A 20,545-nucleotide genomic window follows, 5' to 3' on the forward strand; every position below is an offset into this window, starting at 1 on the left:
TACACTGAAGATATTAAAGGCACTGTTCACATTTAATGACATGCCTGTCGGATGAACTCAGTGAATAAGGTGCAGCATGAAACAGACTTCAGTGAAGAACGGTACGCGTAAAGGATGGCACCGTGTTGCCTTATTAAGCGCGTTAATTTTCGCCAGTGCAACTGCCTCTGCCACTGAGTTGCTTAACAGCTCTTATGATGTTTCCCGCGAGTTATTCACGGCCCTCAATCCCGGCTTCCAGCAACAGTGGGAGCAGCAAAATCCCGGCGACAAGCTGACCATCAAACAATCTCATGCTGGGTCGTCTAAACAGGCACTGGCTATCTTACAGGGCTTGAAAGCAGATGTGGTGACTTATAACCAAGTCACCGATGTGCAGATCCTACATGACCGGGGCAATCTGATCCCGGCCGACTGGCAGGCGCGGTTACCTAATAACAGCTCACCGTTTTATTCCACCATGGCATTCCTGGTACGTAAGGGTAATCCAAAGAATATCCACAATTGGGATGATCTGGTGCGTGAAGACGTCAAACTGGTGTTCCCGAATCCAAAAACTTCCGGTAATGGCCGTTACACCTATCTGGCGGCATGGGGTGCTACCCAACAAGCGAATGGTAAGGATGAGGCTAAAACCCGCGACTGGATGAAGCGTTTCCTGACCAATGTAGTGGTGTTTGATACTGGTGGCCGTGGTGCTACCACTACCTTCGTTGAACGCGGGTTGGGTGATGTGCTGATCAGTTTTGAATCGGAAGTTAACAATATCCGTAAAGAGTACGGCAGTGATAAATACGAAGTAATTGTCCCGCCGGTAGATATTTTGGCTGAATTCCCGGTTGCCTGGGTGGATAAAAATGTCGAGAAGAATGGCACTGAGAAAGCGGCTAAAGCTTATCTCAACTATCTCTACAGTCCGCCAGCACAGCAAGTGATCACCAGCTTTAATTATCGGGTTTACGACAAAGCGGCAATGGAAGCGGCCAAGTCCCAATTCCCACAAACCAAACTATTCCGTGTTGAAGATCAATTCGGTAGCTGGCCGCAGGTGATGAGTACCCATTTCGTGACTGGCGGCGTGCTGGATAAATTGTTAGCGCAAGGGCATCAGTAATGTTGTCGGCATCCAGTAAACGGGTTCTGCCCGGATTTACCCTCAGTCTCGGGAGCAGCCTGCTTTACACCTGCCTGATCTTATTATTACCGCTCAGCGCGTTAGTCATGCAGGTTGCACAGATGAGTTGGGCACAGTACTGGGAGGTGATTACTAACCCCCAAGTGGTTGCTGCTTATAAAGTGACCTTACTGGCCGCAGGCGTCGCCAGCGTATTTAATGCGGTTTTCGGTATGTTGATGGCGTGGATTCTGACCCGCTATCAGTTCCCCGGCCGTAGTTTGTTGGATGGTTTGATGGATTTGCCGTTCGCCTTACCCACGGCGGTGGCGGGTCTGACATTAGCAACGCTATTTTCGACCACCGGTTGGTACGGTGCCTGGTTGAACGAACTGGGGATTAAAGTCTCCTTTACCTGGTTGGGGATTGCCGTGGCGATGGCGTTTACCAGCTTGCCGTTTGTGGTGCGCACAGTACAACCGGTGTTGGAAGAATTGGGTCCCGAATATGAAGAAGCCGCGGAAACTCTCGGCGCCAGCCGTTGGCAGAGCTTCCGGCTGGTGGTGATGCCAGAACTGGCTCCGGCATTACTGGCAGGCACTGCTTTATCCTTTACCCGCAGTCTGGGGGAGTTTGGCGCAGTTATCTTTATCGCCGGTAACATTGCCTGGAAGACCGAAGTGACCTCACTGATGATCTTCATCCGACTACAAGAATTTGATTACCCGGCTGCCAGTGCCATTGCCTCCGTTATTCTGGCCGTTTCATTGGTATTGCTGTTTGGTATTAACACGTTACAAAGCCGCTTTGGTCGGCGGATAGGCGGGCACTGATGGCTGATATCACTGAATTTAACGGCGTAGCCCGCCCACCAATCAATTGGGGCAAATGGACCCTGATCGCCATCGGTGCGGTGTTCTCATTTTTACTGTTAGTGATCCCGATGGTGTGGATCTTTATCACTGCTTTTTCCAAAGGGATAGCGGTGGTCGGGCAGAATTTATTAGACCCGGACATGTTGCATGCCATTTGGCTGACTGTGCTGGTGGCACTGATTACGGTGCCGGTGAATTTGGTGTTTGGTGTGGTACTGGCATGGTTGGTGACGCGGTTTGTATTTCCCGGCCGCCAGCTATTGATGACCCTAATTGATATTCCGTTTGCGGTCTCACCGGTAGTCGCCGGCCTGATGTACCTGCTGTTTTACGGTTCAAATGGTGTGGTGGGGGGCTGGTTAGATTCTCACGACATTCAATTGATGTTCTCGTGGCCCGGTATGGTGTTGGTCACCATTTTCGTCACCTGCCCATTTGTGGTGCGTGAACTGGTGCCGGTGATGATGAGTCAGGGCAGCCAGGAAGATGAAGCCGCAGTATTACTGGGTGCATCCGGCTGGCAGATGTTCCGCCGGGTAACGTTACCGAACATTCGCTGGGCATTGTTGTATGGCGTGGTGTTGACCAATGCCCGCGCCATTGGCGAGTTCGGGGCAGTCTCTGTGGTATCCGGTTCTATTCGTGGCGAAACCTATACCTTGCCACTGCAAGTTGAGTTGTTGCATCAGGATTACAATACTGCCGGGGCATTTACCGCCGCCGCGTTACTGACCCTGATGGCAATATTGACCCTTTTTCTGAAAAGCGGCCTGCAATGGCGCTTAGCGCGTCAGGTTGTTCGTCTCGAACAGGAGCAAAAGCATGAGCATTGAGATTGATAATATCAGCAAGTATTTTGGTCGCACCAAGGTACTAAATGACATCCGGCTTGATATTCCTTCTGGCCAGATGGTGGCTTTGCTTGGTCCTTCCGGTTCGGGGAAAACGACCCTTCTGCGCATTATTGCCGGGCTGGAGAACCAGAACGCCGGACGTTTAAGTTTCCATGGCACTGACGTTAGCCGCCTGCATGCCCGTGATCGACGTGTCGGGTTCGTTTTTCAGCATTACGCCTTGTTCCGCCATATGACAGTATTCGATAACATTGCATTTGGTTTGACGGTGTTACCGCGCCGTGAGCGGCCGAATGCGGCAGCTATCAAACAGAAGGTGGAGCAACTGTTGGAGATGGTGCAATTAGGTCATCTTGCCAGCCGTTACCCATCACAACTTTCTGGTGGACAGAAACAGCGTGTGGCCCTGGCGCGGGCGTTGGCCGTCGAGCCACAAATTCTGTTGCTGGATGAGCCATTCGGTGCGCTGGATGCACAGGTGCGTAAAGAGTTACGTCGCTGGTTGCGCCAGTTACATGAAGAGTTGAAATTTACCAGCGTCTTCGTCACTCATGATCAGGAAGAAGCCATGGAAGTTGCTGATCGGGTGGTGGTGATGAGCCAGGGTAATATCGAGCAGGTCGGGACGCCAGATGAAGTGTGGCGCTACCCTGCGACCCGCTTTGTGCTGGAATTCCTGGGCGAAGTTAATCGCTTGAGTGGAGAGATTCGAGGCTCACAACTCTATATTGGCGCGCACCACTGGCCGCTGGATTTGGCCCCAATGCATCAGGGCAGTGTTGATTTATTCCTGCGTCCGTGGGAGATGGAGGTCAATACACACGCCAGTGATCGTTGCCCACTGCCGGTCCAAGTGCTTGAAGTTAGCCCGCGTGGTCACTTCTGGCAACTGACGGTGCAACCTATTGGTTGGCATCAGGATCCTATCAGTGTGGTACTGCCGGAAGGCGAAATTGACGCTCCGGTGCGCGGTAACCGTTATTATGTGGGCGGGTTAAATGCACGCTTATATTCTGGCGACCAATTATTACAACCCATTGCTTTAGCCCAAAGCGCCTGATAAGTTTTTCTTCTTTTGGTAAACATAGAATTATACCCAACGTCATTGGAGTGGCAGCAAGGCAGCTAACGAGCGAATCCCGATGAGCTTACATAAGTAAGTGATTCGGGTTCGTGAGAGCAGTGAACATAGCTGCCGCTTCAAGGAAGAAGGGTATTTAATAGGTATTTACAGTGACAACCCTCGAACAATGCATCGGCAACACCCCACTCGTCAAACTGCAACGTTTAAGCCAAGGGCTGGATGCGCAGATTTGGGTCAAATTGGAAGGCAATAATCCGGCAGGCTCGGTCAAAGACCGTGCGGCACTGACCATGATCCGGCAGGCAGAATTACGTGGAGAAATAGCTCCGGGTGATGTGTTGATCGAGGCGACCAGTGGTAATACTGGTATTGCGCTGGCGATGATCGCGGCGATGAAGGGCTATAAGCTAAAGCTACTGATGCCGGAAAATATGAGTCAAGAGCGGCAGGCCGCAATGCGTGCCTACGGTGCGGAGTTAATTCTGGTGAGTCGTGAGCAAGGAATGGAAGGGGCGCGCGATGAAGCGCTAAGGATGCAGGCTGAAGGGCAGGGTAAGGTGTTGGATCAGTTCAATAACAGCGATAACCCCTACGCACATTTCAGCGGTACCGGGCCAGAAATCTGGCAACAAACCGCGGGTAAAGTGAGCCATTTTGTGTCCAGCATGGGAACTACCGGGACGATTACCGGCGTTAGCCAATATCTGAAAAGCCAAAACCCGCAAGTTACCATTATCGGCCTGCAACCCGCTGAAGGAAGTAGTATTCCCGGTATCCGCCGTTGGTCACCGGGATACATGCCGGGGATTTTCCGCCCGGAGTTGGTTGATCAGGTACTGGATATCACCCAGTGCGAAGCAGAGGAAACGACACGAAGGCTGGCCACGGAAGAGGGTATTTTTTGTGGTGTCAGTTCTGGCGGTGCGGTTGCCGGCGCGCTGCGGGTGGCGGCACAGAACCCCGCAGCGGTGATCGTGGCGATTATTTGTGACCGTGGTGACCGATACTTGTCGACAGGTGTTTTTGATTAAGTAGGCCGAGCGTTACGTATCAACCCTATCTGATCGCGCTATCATATGGGGTTGATATGATATTTTGCCTTCCTCTCAATACTTCACTTTTATAGTTTTGCACCTATAAATTATAAAAAGGAACGGAGCTTTGGTGCCAGAGATTTTGATTTATAATTAATCATATTTAAAAGCCTCAGAACCCCGTAGCTGTCCTTTCCCTGTAAGCAAATTGTCTGCTAGATGCTATCTAGTGGTAAATGAAATTTATGCAATCAACTGTGGCTATTAGTACAAGCCTGCTTTGCTAATAGAGTTAATTCACGTCACATTGTTAGAATAAATATTGTAGGAATATTCGTACAATTAGCTTCATTGATTCCGTGGTGAATTTGAATGTGGGTTTTTTACAGGCATGAGTTATAAGGGTATTTTAATTTAATTTTGAGAAATTTCTTATAAATCAACTGACTATATCTAATTTATTTGGCTATCAATGGTTACATTCTGTAACATTTAACCAATTGGTGTTAGCTGTCTATTCTTCCTATACTGCTGCTGTTCGTATTTTTCTTATATTTTCTATTGGAATTACATATAGATTTTATTTGATTTTTTAGTTATGTGAGTATTTATTTCACTGATTTTAGCAAGTTAACGGGTTGTAATATTTATTAAAACTCGTTAAATGTAAATTATAATTATCAACAGTGTTGTAGCCGCAATTTTTATTGATTTACCCCTTCATTTAGAGTTTTGCTGGGCTTTGTTGAATAAATCGAACTTTTGGCCGTAATCAGGATCAGATCACCACATTCTCGATCCTGTAGCGGTATCCCGTGGCAAAACAAAAGTTCAAAATCACCAACTGGAACGTCTACAACAAAGCCCTCGTCAATCGGGGCTCACTGACATTCTGGCTTGATGAGTCGGCCATTCAGGCCTGGTATGACGAACCCAAAACCTCTTCACGTGGTCGTCCTCAACGTTATTCCGAGTTGGCCATTTCCACCGTTCTGATGCTCAAACGCGTCTTTCGCCTCACGCTGCGCGCTGTGCAGGGATTCATCGATTCCATTTTTATCCTGATGAAGCTCCCGCTCCGTTGCCCGGATTATTCCTGCGTCAGCAGGCGGGCTAAGTCCGTCAGCATCCCTTTCAAAAGCCCCACACGCGGTGAAATTGCCCACCTGGTTATCGACTCCACCGGCTTAAAAGTTTTCGGTGAGGGTGAGTGGAAGGTGAAAAAACACGGTCAGGAAAAGCGCCGCGTCTGGCGGAAGCTGCACCTGGCCGTGGACGCCAGTACGCATGAGGTTATCTGTGCTGACCTGTCCCTGAACAACGTGACTGATGCAGAAGCATTCCCGGGACTTATCCACCAGACACACCGGAAAATCAGGGTCGCTTCAGCCGACGGAGCTTATGACACCAGACGGTGCCACGACGAACTGCGGCGTAAGAAAATCAAAGCACTTATCCCGCCGCGAACCCGAGCGGGTTACTGGTCGGCTGAGTATGCCGACAGAAATCAGGCGGTTGCCCGGCAACGGCTCACGGGAAGCAATGCGTACTGGAAATGGCACACGGCTTACAACCGACGTTCGGTGGCTGAAACGGCAATGTACCGTGTCAAACAGCTGTTTGGTGGGCATCTTACGTTGCGGGATTATGATGCGCAGGTTGGGGAGGCTATGGCCATGATCCGCGCATTAAACAAAATGACGCGTGCAGGCATGCCAGAAAGCGTACGGATTGCCTGAGAAAGTCAGCGACGAGGGGAGCTTTTATCTAAATCCGATTTATTCAACAAAGCCGTTTTGCTGGCAAAACGTCTGTATTTTAGCCCAATGTGGGCTTATTCCTCTGGGCTAGTCGTATGTTGCGACATGTGTTGATTGAACATGATACGGACGATCGACGAATTTAATTTACCTGAGCTGGGTAATGATCATTTTATTACTCGAATTTTCTGTTGATGATTGCATTAGACGTGATGGGGAAATGCCCGCGCAAATAACAAATGATGAAACCCATGTTTATTGAAAAAATAAAGTCGGCTTGGCCAGGTGATATGTTGAAGCGCGTGCGCATGTCACACTTAACTCTGTCTAAGCTACAGCGCCATTTAGGTAAGGTTATGATTCTGATACCGATGTTGCTGCTGATTCTCTACTTGTTAATTTTTAGCCAATCACGCTATCTCAGTGAATCTAAAGTCGCCATCAAACATTCCAACGATATCAATGGCAGTAATCTGAATGTCGCTTTGCTGATGGGTGCTGGCAACCCTAGTTCTGCGGAAGATGCCTTATATCTGAAGGAATATATTAATTCTCCTGATATGTTGGCGGTCTTGGATAAACAGCTCGATTTTCGTCAGGCATTCGGCCATAGCGGTTGGGATTTTTTCTATCATTTGTCAGATAGTGCCACTCGCGAGCAATTCCTTAATTATTACCGTAACCGTATCTCCGTTTCTTACGATGACAAAACCGGTTTGCTCACCATTGGTACTCAAGGATTCTCGCCTGAATTTGCTCAACGGTTCAATCAGGCTGTTTTGAAAGAATCCGAAAGATTTATCAATGAGATCTCACACCGCATTGCCCGCGAGCAGTTGCTGTTTGCCGAAAACGAAATGCAGGAAGCACGCGTTCGTTTGAACAGCAGCAAAACCGAACTACTCACTTACCAGAACAGCAATAATATTCTTGACCCTGAAGCTCAGGCTTTGGCTGCCACTACGTTGATTAATACCTTGGTTAGCCAACGTATTCAGATGGAAGCGGAATTGCGTAACCTACTGACTTTTCTCCGTGAAGATGCACCTCAGGTCATCAGTGCGAAGAACGCACTCAAGTCGCTCTCCAGCCAGATTGATAATGAAAAAAGCAAAATTACTGCGCCCGATGGTCACAAATTGAACCGTATGGCGGTAGATTTTGAAGAGATTAAAGCCAAGGTACAGTTCGATACTGATATCTACAAATTGACCCTGACATCGATTGAAAAAACCCGTGTTGATGCGGCAAGAAAACTGAAAATGTTGTCAGTGATCAGCTCTCCTCAGCTACCGCAGGAGTCAAAGTTCCCCAACAGTTTGTATCTGCTTATCAGTTGGTTACTGGTATGTTGCTTACTTTTTGGTACTGTCAAATTATTGCTGGCGGTGGTTGACGATCATAAAGATTGACGCCGTTTTAACGCTATTTCTAGCTTGTCGGAATGACACCGCAGGCAGTAACTCAGAGCATGCTATGAAATTATTGAAATCTGTTCTTCTGATTATTGCCATACAGGCAACACCCGCTCAGGCCGTTGATCTGAATGCCGATCCAAATATGACCGGGGCCGCACCGTTACCGTCGATTATTTCAGGTCAAAGCCAGAGACCTTATAGCGATAGCCAGTTTGACGATACCCCCCCTCCGGTGATCCCGGTGGTGATGAGCCGGATGTTTGGCGCGCAACTCTTTACCTCGGTCTCGGCGGCAGATAGTGGTTCCAGTATCGGTTTCAATCCAAACTACGTAGTGAGTTTGGGGGATCAGATTCAGGTACGGTTATGGGGCGCATTTAACTTTGAAGGTGCGCTGAGTGTGGACCCGAAAGGCAATATCTTCTTGCCAAACGTTGGCCCGCTGAAAGTAGTTGGCATCCCGAATAGCCAGATCAACAGTGTGGTGACTGCCAAAGTCAAACAGGTCTATCAGTCGAATGTGAATGTCTACGCCTCTTTATTACAGGCCCAGCCGGTCAAAGTGTTTGTCACCGGTTACGTTAATAACCCCGGATTGTACGGCGGGGTGGCATCTGACTCGTTACTCTCCTATCTCAGTAAAGCCGGTGGTGTCGATACTCAGAGAGGCAGCTATGTGGATATCAGCATCAAACGTGGTAACCGCGTGCGCTCACAGGTTAATTTGTACGACTTTCTCCTCAACGGCAATTTGGGGCTATCACAGTTTGCTGACGGCGATACCATCGTAGTCGGCCCACGCCAGCACACTTTCAGTGTCGAAGGCGAAGTGTTCAACAGCTATGACTTTGAATTCCGCAACAGCACGATTCCAGTGAGTGAAGCGCTGAGTTGGGCGCGCCCTAAACCAGGGGCCACACATATGACCATTATCCGCCAGCAGGGTACGATTAAGCGCAGTGAATACTATCCACTTAGCTCTGCACCGGGGCGTTCATTACAAGATGGCGATAAGCTGATTATCAGCACTGATCGCTACTCAGGAACCATTCAGGTTCGGATCGAAGGGGCACATTCCGGCGAGCATGCCATGGTACTGCCTTATGGTGCGACTATGCGTCAGGTTCTGGCAAAAATCCGCCCTAATAGCATGTCGCAAATGGACTCGATCCAACTGTATCGCCGCTCGGTCGCGCTGCGTCAGAAAGAGATGCTTGACCTGTCACTGCAAAAACTCGAAGAAGCCTCTTTATCAGCACAGTCTTCCACTTCAGAAGAGGCTCGTCTGCGAATGCAAGAAGCGCAGCTTATCAGTCGCTTTGTTACCAAAGCCCGCAACGTGGTACCTAAGGGTGAAGTAGTGCTCAACGAAAGTAATCTTGATCAGGTGATTCTGGAAGACGGTGACATGATTAAGATCCCTGAAAAGACCTCGCTGGTCATGATCCATGGCGAAGTGATGTTCCCGAATGCGGTGAGTTGGCAGAAAGGTCTTAGCCCGGATGATTACATTACCAAGGTTGGCGGTTACACGCAAAAAGCCAGTAACACCAAAGTCATTCTGATTAAACAGAATGGTGAAGCACTGAATGCTGAAGACGTCAAAACGCTACAACCGGGTGACGAACTGATGGTATTACCGAAGTTTGAATCGAAGAACATTGAAGTGACGCGGGGAATTTCGACCATTCTTTACCAGTTGGCAGTTGCAGCTAAAGTGGTGCTAACACTCTGATGATAGGCATCTTTTCGGCAGGGATTTATCGTATCGAGCATCTGGAAAACTTTCTGGCTGAACCCTGCTGCAAGCTTTCATCGTTGCGCTCAATTCCACCGCAGATAAGTGCGGTGGCGGTGTGGGGCCATCGTCCAAGTGGTGATAAAGCGGTTGCGTTGGCGCGAGCTTCCAGCTTGCCTGTTGTTCGTCTTGAAGACGGTTTTATCCGCTCGTTGGGGTTGGGCGTGTCAGGTTGCCCGCCACTGTCGATGGTGGTGGATACTCAGGGTATCTATTACGACGCCAGCCGGCCAAGCTCGCTGGAAAGGCTGATTCTTGACCGGGCCGGCAACCAGCCACTTTATGCTGATGCGCATGAGGCAATGCAGTTGATTGTTGATGCTGACCTGTCGAAATATAACCTGGCTCCGGCATTCAGCGGCGCGCCTGCGCAGGGTGACGCGGTATTGGTCGTGGACCAGACTTTTGGTGACATGGCGGTTAAATACGGCAATGCCGATGCGGCAGACTTTGAGGCAATGTTGGATGCCGCGCTGAATGAAAATCCACAGGCTGAGGTTTGGCTGAAAATTCATCCCGATGTTTTACAGGGCAAGAAAGCCGGCTACTTCAGAGCAATACCAAAAAATCCACGCATTAAGTTGCTGGCAGAAAATGTCAGCCCGCAGTCGTTATTGCGCCAGGTCAGTCGTGTGTATGTGGTGACCTCGCAATATGGTTTTGAAGCACTGCTGGCGGGTAAATCCGTCACTGTATTTGGTCAACCCTGGTATGCCGGTTGGGGATTGACTGACGATCGCCACCCGCAAGCTGATGGGTTATCGGCACGACGTGGGCAGGCCAGTTTGTTGGATTTATTCAGCGCCGCCTATTTGCGCTACAGCCGTTATATCGATCCCTGTAGTGGCCAGCCGGCGACATTATTTGCTGTGTTAGACGGCCTGTTGATGCAAAAAAACCATCAACTACAACGCCAGGGTCAGTTATGGGCACCAGGGTTAACACTTTGGAAACGAAGCATTTTTTTACTTTTTTTAAAGACCACACTGAACAACCTCTCTTTCAGAGAAGGTAAAACATCGAATACAGCCTGTGTGGTGTGGGGCAATAAAGGCGAACAGCGCTGGCAAGCAAAGGCTCAGTCGCAAAAAGTACCGGTATGGCGTATGGAGGATGGGTTTATACGTTCATCGGGGCTGGGTTCTGACTTGCATCCGCCGCTGTCGCTGGTGTTGGATAAAAGCGGTATTTACTACGATGCCACCCGGCCAAGTGATCTTGAGTCGTTACTCAACAGCAGCCAGTTAACCGACCTACAGCGAGTGCGGGCCGCAAAGCTTCGCCAGCGATTGGTCAGTGACAAAATCAGTAAATACAACATTGGTGCGCCATTCAGTGTGCCGCCGCAAGCCAGTGGCAAACGTATTCTGCTGGTGTCAGGTCAAGTGGAGGATGATGCATCCATTTTGACCGGAACTATCAGTATTCGTACCAATAGTGAACTGCTGAAAACGGTGCGCCAGCGTAACCCGGACGCTTTCATTATTTATAAGCCGCACCCGGACGTGTTGGTTGGCAACCGGCAAGGGCATATTCCTGCGGCTGATATTGCGCGTTGGGCTAACACTCAGGCGCAGGATGCCGACATCATCCAGTGCATTCAGGCAGCGGATGAGTTGCATACCTTGACGTCGCTTTCCGGTTTTGAAGCGCTGCTGCATGGGAAGCAGGTATTTTGCTACGGCATACCCTTTTATGCCGGTTGGGGGCTGACACAGGATGAACATCGTTCACCGCGCCGGTACCGCACATTGAAGCTCGATGACTTGGTGTATCAGGCGTTGATCGCTTATCCGACCTATGTTGACCCCCTCCGGCGCGAAGCAATAACCGCAGAACGGGCGTTAGACATTTTGGCGGCTCAGCCACGTGCTGAAATGCAATTTAGCAAAAAAAAATCGGGCAGGATTATGCGTAATTATAGAAAACTGCTCATGTTAACTAAAGTGACAATGAATTTATAAATCAGTCTGTTAAATAATAATGGTGACGTGTTTATGCTTACAGATTGCCGTGCACTGACAACACTTCTTGCTGGGAAGAAGTACCTACTGTTACAAGGCCCGATGGGACCTTATTTCAGTGATACCGCTGAGTGGCTTGAATCTCAGGGGTGCGAAGCGGTGAACGTGGTATTCAACGGCGGTGACAAGTTTTATTGCCGTAAGCGTGACTATTTGGTGTTCAGGCAGACGCCGAAAGAGTTCCCCACCTGGTTGAAAGATACCTGGCAAGATTACCACTTCGACACTATTTTGTGTTTTGGTGATTGCCGCCCGCTACACCAAGTTGCCAGGCTCTGGGCGCAAACCAAAGGGGTGCGTTTTCTGGCGTTTGAGGAGGGGTATCTTCGCCCGCATTTTATTACCCTCGAAGAGGGCGGGGTGAATGCGTTTTCCGCCTTGCCACGTAATCCTGATTTTTACCGTAAGTTGCCAGAAATTAAAGCTCCGGTCGCCAAAAAACTGACATCGTGCTTTAGTCTGCGGGTGCGCCGCTGTATAGGTTATTATCTGGCTGGCTGGTTTTACCGCCATCAATTCCCGCAATATCGTCACCATAAATCCTTCTCGCCGTGGTACGAAGCACGTTGCTGGATACGTGCTGCCGCGCGTAAACAATGGTATCGATTCTTCCAACGAAAAGTATTGAGCCAACTACAAGGCGAGCTTGACCAGCGCTACCATCTGGTGGTTTTACAGGTCTACAATGATAGCCAGATTCGCAACCACAGCCCGTACAATGACGTGCGTGATTACATCAATGACGTGATGTATTCATTCTCAAAAAAAGCTTGTAGCGACCAGTGGTTAGTTATCAAACATCACCCTATGGACCGGGGGCATCGCCTGTACGGGCCATTAATCCGTAAACTGGGTAAGCAGTACAACATCAGTGAGCGCATCAAATATGTGCATGACTTGCCAATGCCGGAATTACTGACTCACGCCAAGGCGGTGGTAACGATTAATAGCACTGCCGGGTTATCAGCACTGATCCATAATAAACCGTTGATCGTGATGGGAAACGCCCTGTATGACATGAAAGGGTTAACGTTTCAGGGGCACCTTAATCAGTTTTGGCAGTCTGATTTCAAGCCCGATATGAAGTTATTCAAAAAATTCCGGTTGTATATACTGAGAAACACCCAGATTAACGCGGTTTATTATGGTGATAATCAGCTTGAACTGATACCTATGGTAAAGACCGAATATAAAGACGAATATTACCGGATCCCGGTTTAGTGAGTTTTGGGGATACTTTTCAGGATGGGGCGGAGAAATGATTATTGCTAATGCCGATAAATAATACAGATAACACTGCTGTAACCATTTCCCGATTGTTGTTACGTTGTCGCCTCGGGTTAATATTAACCTTAGCCATCTCATTCACTTTATCTTCACAAGCTGCTCAACTGCCATGCTATTTGCCTGATGCTACCGAGTTACAAGGGAATATCAGTTTGCAGCCGCACTGTATTTATCGTCAATCCCTACTGATATCGCACAGTAATACTCATCTCGACTGTCAAGGGGCTACGCTGGAAGGGGATAATCATCTGCCCTTTGGCATAATGGTCAATAGCAAAGGCAGCCCACTGAAAAATATCAGCATCAAAAATTGCCATATCCGCAACTTTAGTCGCAGTGGTATCCGCATTACCTCTAATATTCCGGCTAATCAACTTAGCACCGATCACCAGATTAATTATCACCGAACGCCGACGGCTATTCTTATCGACGCGGTGGTAGTGACCGGCAGTGGGCGAGTGGGCATCTATTTTGATGACTACGTGACAGACTCCACACTCAGTAATTCTACTGTTCAGCAGTCTTATATGTCGGGAATATATCTGGAACACTCATCACGTTACAACCGGATTATTAATAACCGTATAGTGAATAATGGTCACGAGAGTTTTGGACGGGGCAAGCGAGAAGGATTAGCGGTGGATTCATCTGCCAATAATCTGATCGAGGGAAATCTATTTGAAGGCAATGGTGCGGGTGGTGTGTTTTTGTATAAGAACTGCGGCGAGCATTACAGTAGTGGAAAGTCGGTTATCCGCTGGCAACACAGCGACAACAATATTATCCGCAATAACACTTTTACCCACGAGCAGGTCGGCATTTGGCTAGCTTCCCGCCAAAGCAGAGATCTCTCTGGTTTTGATTGTGGTGATAAAGCCAAAGATAACTCTGGTCAGTACTTTGCGGATTATGCCAATAACAATGTGCTGGAAGGGAATAAATTTATTGGTACTCAGGTAGATATTAAAGATGAGGGGGTGGGGAATATACATTAACGATTAATTTTATTTTTTAATTGCAGCTCTAAAAGGGAATTAATTAGTCGGAGCTGCAATGATATAAATTAATTTTTTTGATAACCATTAGGGTTTTTTACTTGCCAATTCCAACTGTCCTTTATCATTTCCGACAAGTCTTTCTGCGCTTTCCAGCCTAACTCTTTATTTGCCAATGAAGAGTCTGACCAACACTCTGCAATATCGCCTGTTCTTCTAGGTGCGATTTTATATTTTATATCTTTATTAGATACTTTACTTAAAACGTTAATGATTTCAAAAACTGAATATCCCTTACCTGTACCAAGATTATATACAGAAACACCATCTATACTACCAGATTTTCTTAAAGCAGCTAAATGACCTTCTGCAAGATCCATAACATGAATATAATCCCTTATACCAGTTCCATCAGGCGTAGGATAATCGTTGCCATAAATAGATACGGATTCTAACCGGCCAATTGCAACTTGCAATAAATATGGGACAAGATTATTGGGAATCCCATTAGGATCTTCACCGATCAGTCCAGACTCATGTGCCCCTACAGGATTAAAATAGCGTAAGCATGTAGCATTGAATTTTGGTTCAGCATTAGAAATGCTTTTTAGCATTTCCTCAACGATCAGTTTTGATTCACCATAAGGGTTAGTTGTTCCGCCAGTTCTACAGTCTTCAGTTAATGGTTTTTTTTCTGGTGAGCCGTAGACAGTAGCTGAAGAACTAAATATAAAGTTGTAGACTTCAGCTTTAAGCATTGCGTTAATTAAATTCAAAGTGCCATAAATGTTATTTTTATAGTATTTAATTGGTTTACTAATCGACTCACTAACGGATTTTAATCCCGCAAAATGAATTACAGACTCTACTTTGTTTTTTCTAAAAATATCATTTAGTATATTAGTATCTAATATATCTCCAACAATGAAATCTATTTTATTATTGGTAATTCGCTCAACCATCTCTATTGCTTGTATTGATGAATTTGATAGATTGTCCAGAACAATCACCTTATAACCGTCTTCGAGTAACTTTATTACTGTATGTGAACCAATATAACCTGCACCACCTGTTACTAATATTGACATATATTCACCTTAAATCATATTGATTTTTATTATTTCTTAGGTAAGACAGTATTTTACAATGTTTTTTGCAAGATCATTATAAGCTCTATCATTAAAGTGATATATATCATTCTCTCTAAGTAGATCAAGTGTTGATATTTCAATCTCTGAATGTATATATATATTTTTGAACGTGTAAGTTAATCCATTTATTGCTTCTAAATATAAATCGCTCCTTGATTTAAGATTTTTGTCATTCTTTAATGATATTGGGAATGGAAGGAAAATAATCTTACATCCCGGATTCTTTGAGGTTATATACTCAAATACACTATTATAACTTAGAATGTAACTTTCTACAGAAATAAAGCTATTATTAAATATAAACTTATCGGCCTTTTCAGTTAAATACTTCTCATTAATAAACATTGGCGTTTTAAGTTCAATATGCTCATATAGCTTGAAAAACAATTCAGCAAAGTTATCAAATATGAAAATATCAACTTTTCCAGATTCGATACAACTAAGAATATTATTAAGCGGTACTTTATCTTCTTTTTTAGGTAGAGCTCGCCCTAATCCGATATCAGCCAATTGGTTGTCTATAGTATTGACGTAATTAAATTCATCTAAAAGTGTTAAGCCAATATTGTTTTTAGTAAGTCTAGGGTAAATTTCCTTTATGTAAATTTGATCAAATTGGTCAATTCTATTATGTTGGACACTGCTTATTCTTAACCAATTATCAAACATTTTAGATAATTGTTCAGCGACACTTGCCGATAAGCAGCTTCCAAATGAACAAATTAATTTCATTATTTATGAATTACCTTGTTTTTTATGAAAGAGGTTTTTCCACATGTCGTGGATGAATGACTTAGGTTCTCTTACCAGTTTTCTTAATTTTCTAAATTTTTTATATATGACAGGGTTTTTTGAATATGTATTATTTTCAATAGTATGAGCTATCTGTTTAGGGGGTTTTTCTAGTTTTGAATTAATTATATGACTAAAATCGGAAATGTTATTTTCAATTAATGGAATTAACGAAATGTCATTTGGTTTTACTTTTTCTCTAATCGTCAAAAGGTTTATCTGTCTATTCTTTAAGTTATTAATTATGGAATTTCTAACTTTTCTCGAACCTTTTAGTGTATCTTGCCATATCAAACTTATCTCATCAGATATACAGTCAATTGATACGCCTTTGTTGTCTAGTATTGAGTGACCGTAAGTATAAATATTAACGTCAAATTCTAGAGACTGAAGTAATACTGTTGAATTTATCCCAATGACTGAGTGCGCATTTTGTATTAGGGTATTAGTATCTAAACGCTTCTCTATTTTTACTCTGTCACTTGCAAATTTATCATAGCGTTCAGTATTTTTATCCAACGGGTGAGGTTTTACTATTAATAATGTTCTGTCAGATATTTGATCAATGATATGTTTAATGAAGGTTTCATTATTTTTGAATCTTGGAGAGTTGACGATCAAGTTTGTATCATTCTCTAACTGTGTAACTAAAAGCGCATAGTCACCAGAAATTTTCACCTCAGCATTGTAATTATCAAATTTCTCACCGCATAACTGTTCAGATGTTTGACTGGCTAAATAAGATAAACCATTCACACCCCATTTATCAAAGTAAACATGATCTTTTTGAGGGAACCATCCTAATTCTGAATATACTATTGGGATTTTAAGTTCTTTTAATGCTCTCAATACATGTGTGTAAATAGGATGGGAGCCATTATGAAATAATATGAAATTTGGTCTGTAATTTTTTATCTGAGTTATTAATCGAGACGTATTTTTTACCCAATCGAAATGACAAAAATATTTTTTTTCTATTTCAAAAGGATCATGCTTAAAAACGGTATGGTGGCCCAATGGCTGTCTGGATACATACCTATACTCATAACCTAAATAAGAAATTACGGGTCCCCAAAGCTCTTCAATATGTTCATTAGAGTATGCGACTCCAAATACTCTTAATTTATTTATCTCTGGGTGGGATATTTCATGCCTAACAGGTTCATATACATGATGTTTTGCATTGTTCATGCCAAAGTAAGGTACTGTTTCTTTTTTGGTTATTTCTTTGATTAGAGAGTAAATTCCATTGCTAAAGTCTTCATTAATATTATTAATGCTTGTATCAAAATGTTTTTTTCCTGGTTGATTATCTACAAAGTTTATTATTTTTCTAGCAAAGTCTCTATAATCACCAAATTTTGCACATTGTAAAACAGTAGGGGGGGATATTTCCTTATTGCCACCAACATCCCAAGTTACAACCGGAACATGGGATGCTAATGCTTCTAGTATCACCATACTACAATTTTCAAAATTACTTGGTAGCATTAAACACTTAGACTTTCTGATTAAATCAAATCTCGCGTTACCTAATACTTGTCCTTTTTTATGAACTTTACATTTTACTTTAGGTGATATTTTAAGTGTTTCAGACTTTGCACCAAATAATAGAACATTGAAGTTATCTGGTAAATATTCAAGTATTCTATTTATATGAGCTGTGCCTTTTAATTCTTGAAATCTACCCATAAACACTAAGTCATATATTTTTTCAGGTTTACAATCCGGTTCTTCAATATCTATTGGGTTTTTATAATATGTGACTTGTGTATTTTTTAATTCATTCTCTATTTCTTTTATCAAAGCATAAGAAGGAGATGAAACTAATTTTGCTTTATGGATTACCCTAAGTTCATTTGAGTATTCCTGTTGATTTGGAGTGTGCCCATCGTATTTTTGAGCCACCGCCAAAGGACAATGTAAACGGATGTGAACATTATATTTTGATGGGAGGAGTAACGTTGATGCTCTTGCCTCTGGTGCTTCTATGATAACATCATCAAACCCAAATTTAGTTGTTATATATCTTAAGACTTCTTCCCTGAATTCAATTGGGGAGAGATTTTTTTTATTGTCAAAGCTGACTAAATCAATGTCATTAACTATATTTTTTAGATTTTTAATGTAATTGGAAATCCCATGACTTGCATTATGATAAGGGTTAATAACTAGATACTTCATGAACCATTCCTTAATTTTAATTTAATCTGCAGACTAATTTAATTAATTGAGACTTTCTATTTTTTGTATTTTTATGTTATATGTCCAATAGAGTTAAAAAATCCCTATATTTGAAATATATAAATAGATACTTTGTGATATTTTATGTTGTTTTTATCATTTCAAAAATAATTGCTGTTATATCAATAGGTTTATTTTTAATTCTATTTAAAATTGTTTTTTTACTTAAATTAAATAAAAACTATATCCCTTCATCCACTTTATAAACCGCAATAGCTTCATCCACTGACTCGAAATATTTCACCTGATTATCTCGGCCAATAAATAGCGCGGCATCGCAGAACTCTTTCAGTGAACCGAGGCTATGGGAAACCATAAGAAAGCTTGATTCCTGGTGGCGGGATTTGAACAGGTCTGCACATTTTTGTTTAAAGCGCGCATCACCTACAGCGGTGACTTCGTCCACCAGATAGTAATCAAACTTAAATGCCATACTCAGGCCAAAACCCAGGCGGGATTTCATGCCAGAAGAGTAGGTTTTGATTGGCATATCAAAGTATTTGCCAAGTTCGGCGAACTCTTCAACAAAGGCCACTTTCTCTCGTAATTCACGCTCTGCTGCATACAGGCGGGCGACAAACTTAACATTTTCACGTCCGGTCAAACTCCCCTGAAATCCACCTGCCAGTCCTACCGGCCAGGAGATCGTTTTATCGGTAATAACTTTGCCGCTATCAGGCCGGTCGATACCACCGATGACACGTAATAACGTTGATTTACCTGAACCATTGCGACCAATTAGGGCCACACTTTTATTGGCAGGGAACTCGACATGCAGATTTTTAAAAACATAATGGCGCCCAGCAGGGGTACGATAAGATTTAGTTAGATTTTCAATTCTGATCATGAGGTTAGCATCGCCTCTTCACCGTTACGGTACAACACAAGCCCAACAAACAGACTGACCAACGTACAGAAGGCCAGATAGTATAAGTTGGCACCTTCGCTGACATAACCCGGAACGACGGCTTCACGGCATAGCTCAACGACATGGACTAACGGATTCCACAGTAAGTACGGCCAGTAATCCTTTGGAATTGAATGGAGCGGAAACATAATGCAGGAAATAAAGTAGAGCGGCTTTAACAGAATGGGTAGAAACTTCTCGGTTTCGGGGAAGGTTTTTCCTATCACCATAAAACTCAGACCGACGCCGCAGGAGAAAATGATTAGCATTAACCAGACCAGAACCAGCGAAATAAGGTTAATGACTTCAAACTCCTCGCCAAGCAGGCCGACGATCGCCATCAGTAAGATGTAAACTACCGCATAAATTAATGATTCTAAAACAGCGCGGGCAATGATGGTGTCTATCGGTCTTACCGGGCGATAGTTAAATAAGCCTTGGTTGGCTTCTATAGCACCAATCGACCGGTTACTGATATTAATGAATACGAAGTAGGGAACAATCCCATTAATCAGAAAAACCGGGAAGGAAATATCTGGCATGGTACGCTGCATAATGTAGCCGAAAATGCCTAGTAGCATGAGCATGTGAGCCATAGGCTCTAGCGCCGCCCAAAGATAACCCAGCCGATACTTGCCAAATCTGGTTTTAATTTCCCTTAGAAACAAAGCGTTAACGGCAGCTTTTTGTACTTCGAAACCACTACGAGCCATCTGTTGTTGTCCAAAAATTTAATCTGGTTTGTCCACGCTACCGCCCCTGATTTACAGCACCCAGTATGCTGAAAACAAAAATAGATTGTGGAATACCAATATGACGAAAATAACTACGCCAAAAGGATAGAGATATTTATACGTGTATTATAAAAAATAGATAATACTATGCCAGGCATGGTCTGGAATTTAAATATGTATAGCCACACATTACCGTAGGTAATTAGAGGTGTAAAGGTTCTTCAGGCTATTAGCTTAAATTTAATAAAGTTAATTTGCTATTATTGAGAATAATCTTGTTTTGTGGGAATTGTCTTATAATAATATGGCGGTTATGATTGAGTTATATCTGATGCTCTGGTTGGTCATGACTTACTTTGTTGTTGATATAGGCTGCTGTTATTTTTATGTTTCTCTATTTTATCGATAAATAATATCGAGATTGTATTGATTGTTAGTCTATTGAAGGGGATATAGATGATGATCCTAATATCC

General features: G+C 44.3%; 16 protein-coding genes. 11 read left to right on the top strand and 5 right to left on the bottom strand.

Annotation, left to right across the window (positions count from 1 at the left end):
* Positions 1-76 precede the first annotated feature (76 nt).
* The 11 genes from V1956_RS08615 to V1956_RS08665 all read left to right on the top strand — a co-directional run bounded on the left by V1956_RS08615 (position 77) and on the right by V1956_RS08665 (position 14,243).
* Positions 77-1,114 (top strand): sulfate ABC transporter substrate-binding protein, encoded by a 1,038-nt coding sequence (locus tag V1956_RS08615; RefSeq protein WP_372559595.1) that lies wholly within the window; start codon positions 77-79, stop codon positions 1,112-1,114.
* Positions 1,114-1,947 (top strand): sulfate/thiosulfate ABC transporter permease CysT, encoded by an 834-nt coding sequence (gene cysT / locus V1956_RS08620; RefSeq protein ID WP_372559594.1) that lies wholly within the window; start codon positions 1,114-1,116, stop codon positions 1,945-1,947. The genes V1956_RS08615 and cysT overlap by 1 nt, the downstream gene beginning before the upstream one ends.
* Complete coding sequence (gene cysW, locus V1956_RS08625; protein WP_083163401.1) at positions 1,947-2,822, top strand: sulfate/thiosulfate ABC transporter permease CysW; 876 nt, start codon at positions 1,947-1,949, stop codon at positions 2,820-2,822. The genes cysT and cysW overlap by 1 nt, the downstream gene beginning before the upstream one ends.
* Positions 2,812-3,903, top strand: a complete 1,092-nt coding sequence (gene cysA / locus V1956_RS08630; RefSeq protein WP_083163403.1) for a sulfate/thiosulfate ABC transporter ATP-binding protein CysA — start codon at positions 2,812-2,814, stop codon at positions 3,901-3,903. The genes cysW and cysA overlap by 11 nt, the downstream gene beginning before the upstream one ends.
* A gap of 173 nt (positions 3,904-4,076) precedes the next feature.
* Entirely contained in the window at positions 4,077-4,958 is an 882-nt protein-coding gene (cysM, locus tag V1956_RS08635) for a cysteine synthase CysM (protein ID WP_420071684.1), read from the top strand.
* A gap of 818 nt (positions 4,959-5,776) precedes the next feature.
* Positions 5,777-6,700 carry an IS5 family transposase gene (locus V1956_RS08640; RefSeq protein ID WP_442825019.1) on the top strand — a complete coding sequence of 308 codons (924 nt, stop codon included), beginning with the start codon at positions 5,777-5,779 and terminating at the stop codon, positions 6,698-6,700.
* Positions 6,701-6,960: 260 nt separating this feature from the next.
* Complete coding sequence (locus tag V1956_RS08645; protein WP_372559591.1) at positions 6,961-8,133, top strand: capsule biosynthesis protein; 1,173 nt, start codon at positions 6,961-6,963, stop codon at positions 8,131-8,133.
* A 64-nt stretch (positions 8,134-8,197) separates the two neighbouring features.
* Positions 8,198-9,874 (top strand): polysaccharide biosynthesis/export family protein, encoded by a 1,677-nt coding sequence (locus V1956_RS08650; RefSeq protein ID WP_372559590.1) that lies wholly within the window; start codon positions 8,198-8,200, stop codon positions 9,872-9,874.
* A complete protein-coding gene (locus tag V1956_RS08655) occupies positions 9,874-11,901 on the top strand; it encodes a capsular polysaccharide biosynthesis protein (protein ID WP_442825020.1) in 2,028 nt (675 codons plus the stop codon). Before V1956_RS08650 ends, V1956_RS08655 begins: the two co-directional genes overlap by 1 nt.
* Positions 11,902-11,934: 33 nt before the next feature.
* Positions 11,935-13,182: a capsule biosynthesis protein gene (locus V1956_RS08660; protein ID WP_442825021.1), complete on the top strand. Its 1,248-nt coding sequence runs from the start codon at positions 11,935-11,937 to the stop codon at positions 13,180-13,182.
* Positions 13,183-13,232: 50 nt separating this feature from the next.
* Entirely contained in the window at positions 13,233-14,243 is a 1,011-nt protein-coding gene (locus V1956_RS08665; protein WP_442825022.1) for a right-handed parallel beta-helix repeat-containing protein, read from the top strand.
* A gap of 68 nt (positions 14,244-14,311) precedes the next feature.
* Here V1956_RS08665 and galE read toward each other — a convergent pair whose 3' ends face one another.
* The 5 genes from galE to V1956_RS08690 all read right to left on the bottom strand — a co-directional run bounded on the left by galE (position 14,312) and on the right by V1956_RS08690 (position 20,050).
* Positions 14,312-15,331 carry a UDP-glucose 4-epimerase GalE gene (gene galE, locus V1956_RS08670; RefSeq protein ID WP_442825023.1) on the bottom strand — a complete coding sequence of 340 codons (1,020 nt, stop codon included), beginning with the start codon at positions 15,329-15,331 and terminating at the stop codon, positions 14,312-14,314.
* A 36-nt stretch (positions 15,332-15,367) separates the two neighbouring features.
* Positions 15,368-16,126, bottom strand: coding sequence for a hypothetical protein (locus V1956_RS08675; RefSeq protein ID WP_442825024.1), 759 nt, complete (start codon positions 16,124-16,126; stop codon positions 15,368-15,370).
* 3 nt (positions 16,127-16,129) lie between these two features.
* Positions 16,130-18,370, bottom strand: a complete 2,241-nt coding sequence (locus tag V1956_RS08680; RefSeq protein ID WP_442825025.1) for a glycosyltransferase — start codon at positions 18,368-18,370, stop codon at positions 16,130-16,132.
* A gap of 241 nt (positions 18,371-18,611) precedes the next feature.
* The gene (locus V1956_RS08685) at positions 18,612-19,277 is read right to left on the bottom strand and encodes an ABC transporter ATP-binding protein (RefSeq protein ID WP_372559584.1); all 666 of its coding nucleotides are present in this window, start codon (positions 19,275-19,277) and stop codon (positions 18,612-18,614) included.
* Positions 19,274-20,050, bottom strand: a complete 777-nt coding sequence (locus V1956_RS08690; RefSeq protein WP_083163420.1) for an ABC transporter permease — start codon at positions 20,048-20,050, stop codon at positions 19,274-19,276. The genes V1956_RS08685 and V1956_RS08690 overlap by 4 nt, the downstream gene beginning before the upstream one ends.
* Positions 20,051-20,545: the final 495 nt, after the last annotated feature.

The sequence above is a fragment of the Yersinia sp. 2540 StPb PI genome, from assembly GCF_052217165.1.
Taxonomy (GTDB): domain Bacteria; phylum Pseudomonadota; class Gammaproteobacteria; order Enterobacterales; family Enterobacteriaceae; genus Yersinia; species Yersinia enterocolitica_E.

Bases quoted from the DNA above. Each gene is read 5' to 3' on its own strand.
- V1956_RS08615 (WP_372559595.1), top strand. From the start codon at position 77: ATGAAACAGACTTCAGTGAAGAACGGTACGCGTAAAGGATGGCACCGT.
- cysT (WP_372559594.1), top strand. From the start codon at position 1,114: ATGTTGTCGGCATCCAGTAAACGGGTTCTGCCCGGATTTACCCTCAGT.
- cysW (WP_083163401.1), top strand. From the start codon at position 1,947: ATGGCTGATATCACTGAATTTAACGGCGTAGCCCGCCCACCAATCAAT.
- cysA (WP_083163403.1), top strand. From the start codon at position 2,812: ATGAGCATTGAGATTGATAATATCAGCAAGTATTTTGGTCGCACCAAG.
- V1956_RS08645 (WP_372559591.1), top strand. From the start codon at position 6,961: ATGATGAAACCCATGTTTATTGAAAAAATAAAGTCGGCTTGGCCAGGT.
- V1956_RS08650 (WP_372559590.1), top strand. From the start codon at position 8,198: ATGAAATTATTGAAATCTGTTCTTCTGATTATTGCCATACAGGCAACA.
- V1956_RS08655 (WP_442825020.1), top strand. From the start codon at position 9,874: ATGATAGGCATCTTTTCGGCAGGGATTTATCGTATCGAGCATCTGGAA.
- V1956_RS08660 (WP_442825021.1), top strand. From the start codon at position 11,935: ATGCTTACAGATTGCCGTGCACTGACAACACTTCTTGCTGGGAAGAAG.
- V1956_RS08665 (WP_442825022.1), top strand. From the start codon at position 13,233: ATGCCGATAAATAATACAGATAACACTGCTGTAACCATTTCCCGATTG.
- galE (WP_442825023.1), bottom strand. From the start codon at position 15,331: ATGTCAATATTAGTAACAGGTGGTGCAGGTTATATTGGTTCACATACA.
- V1956_RS08675 (WP_442825024.1), bottom strand. From the start codon at position 16,126: ATGAAATTAATTTGTTCATTTGGAAGCTGCTTATCGGCAAGTGTCGCT.
- V1956_RS08680 (WP_442825025.1), bottom strand. From the start codon at position 18,370: ATGAAGTATCTAGTTATTAACCCTTATCATAATGCAAGTCATGGGATT.
- V1956_RS08685 (WP_372559584.1), bottom strand. From the start codon at position 19,277: ATGATCAGAATTGAAAATCTAACTAAATCTTATCGTACCCCTGCTGGG.
- V1956_RS08690 (WP_083163420.1), bottom strand. From the start codon at position 20,050: ATGGCTCGTAGTGGTTTCGAAGTACAAAAAGCTGCCGTTAACGCTTTG.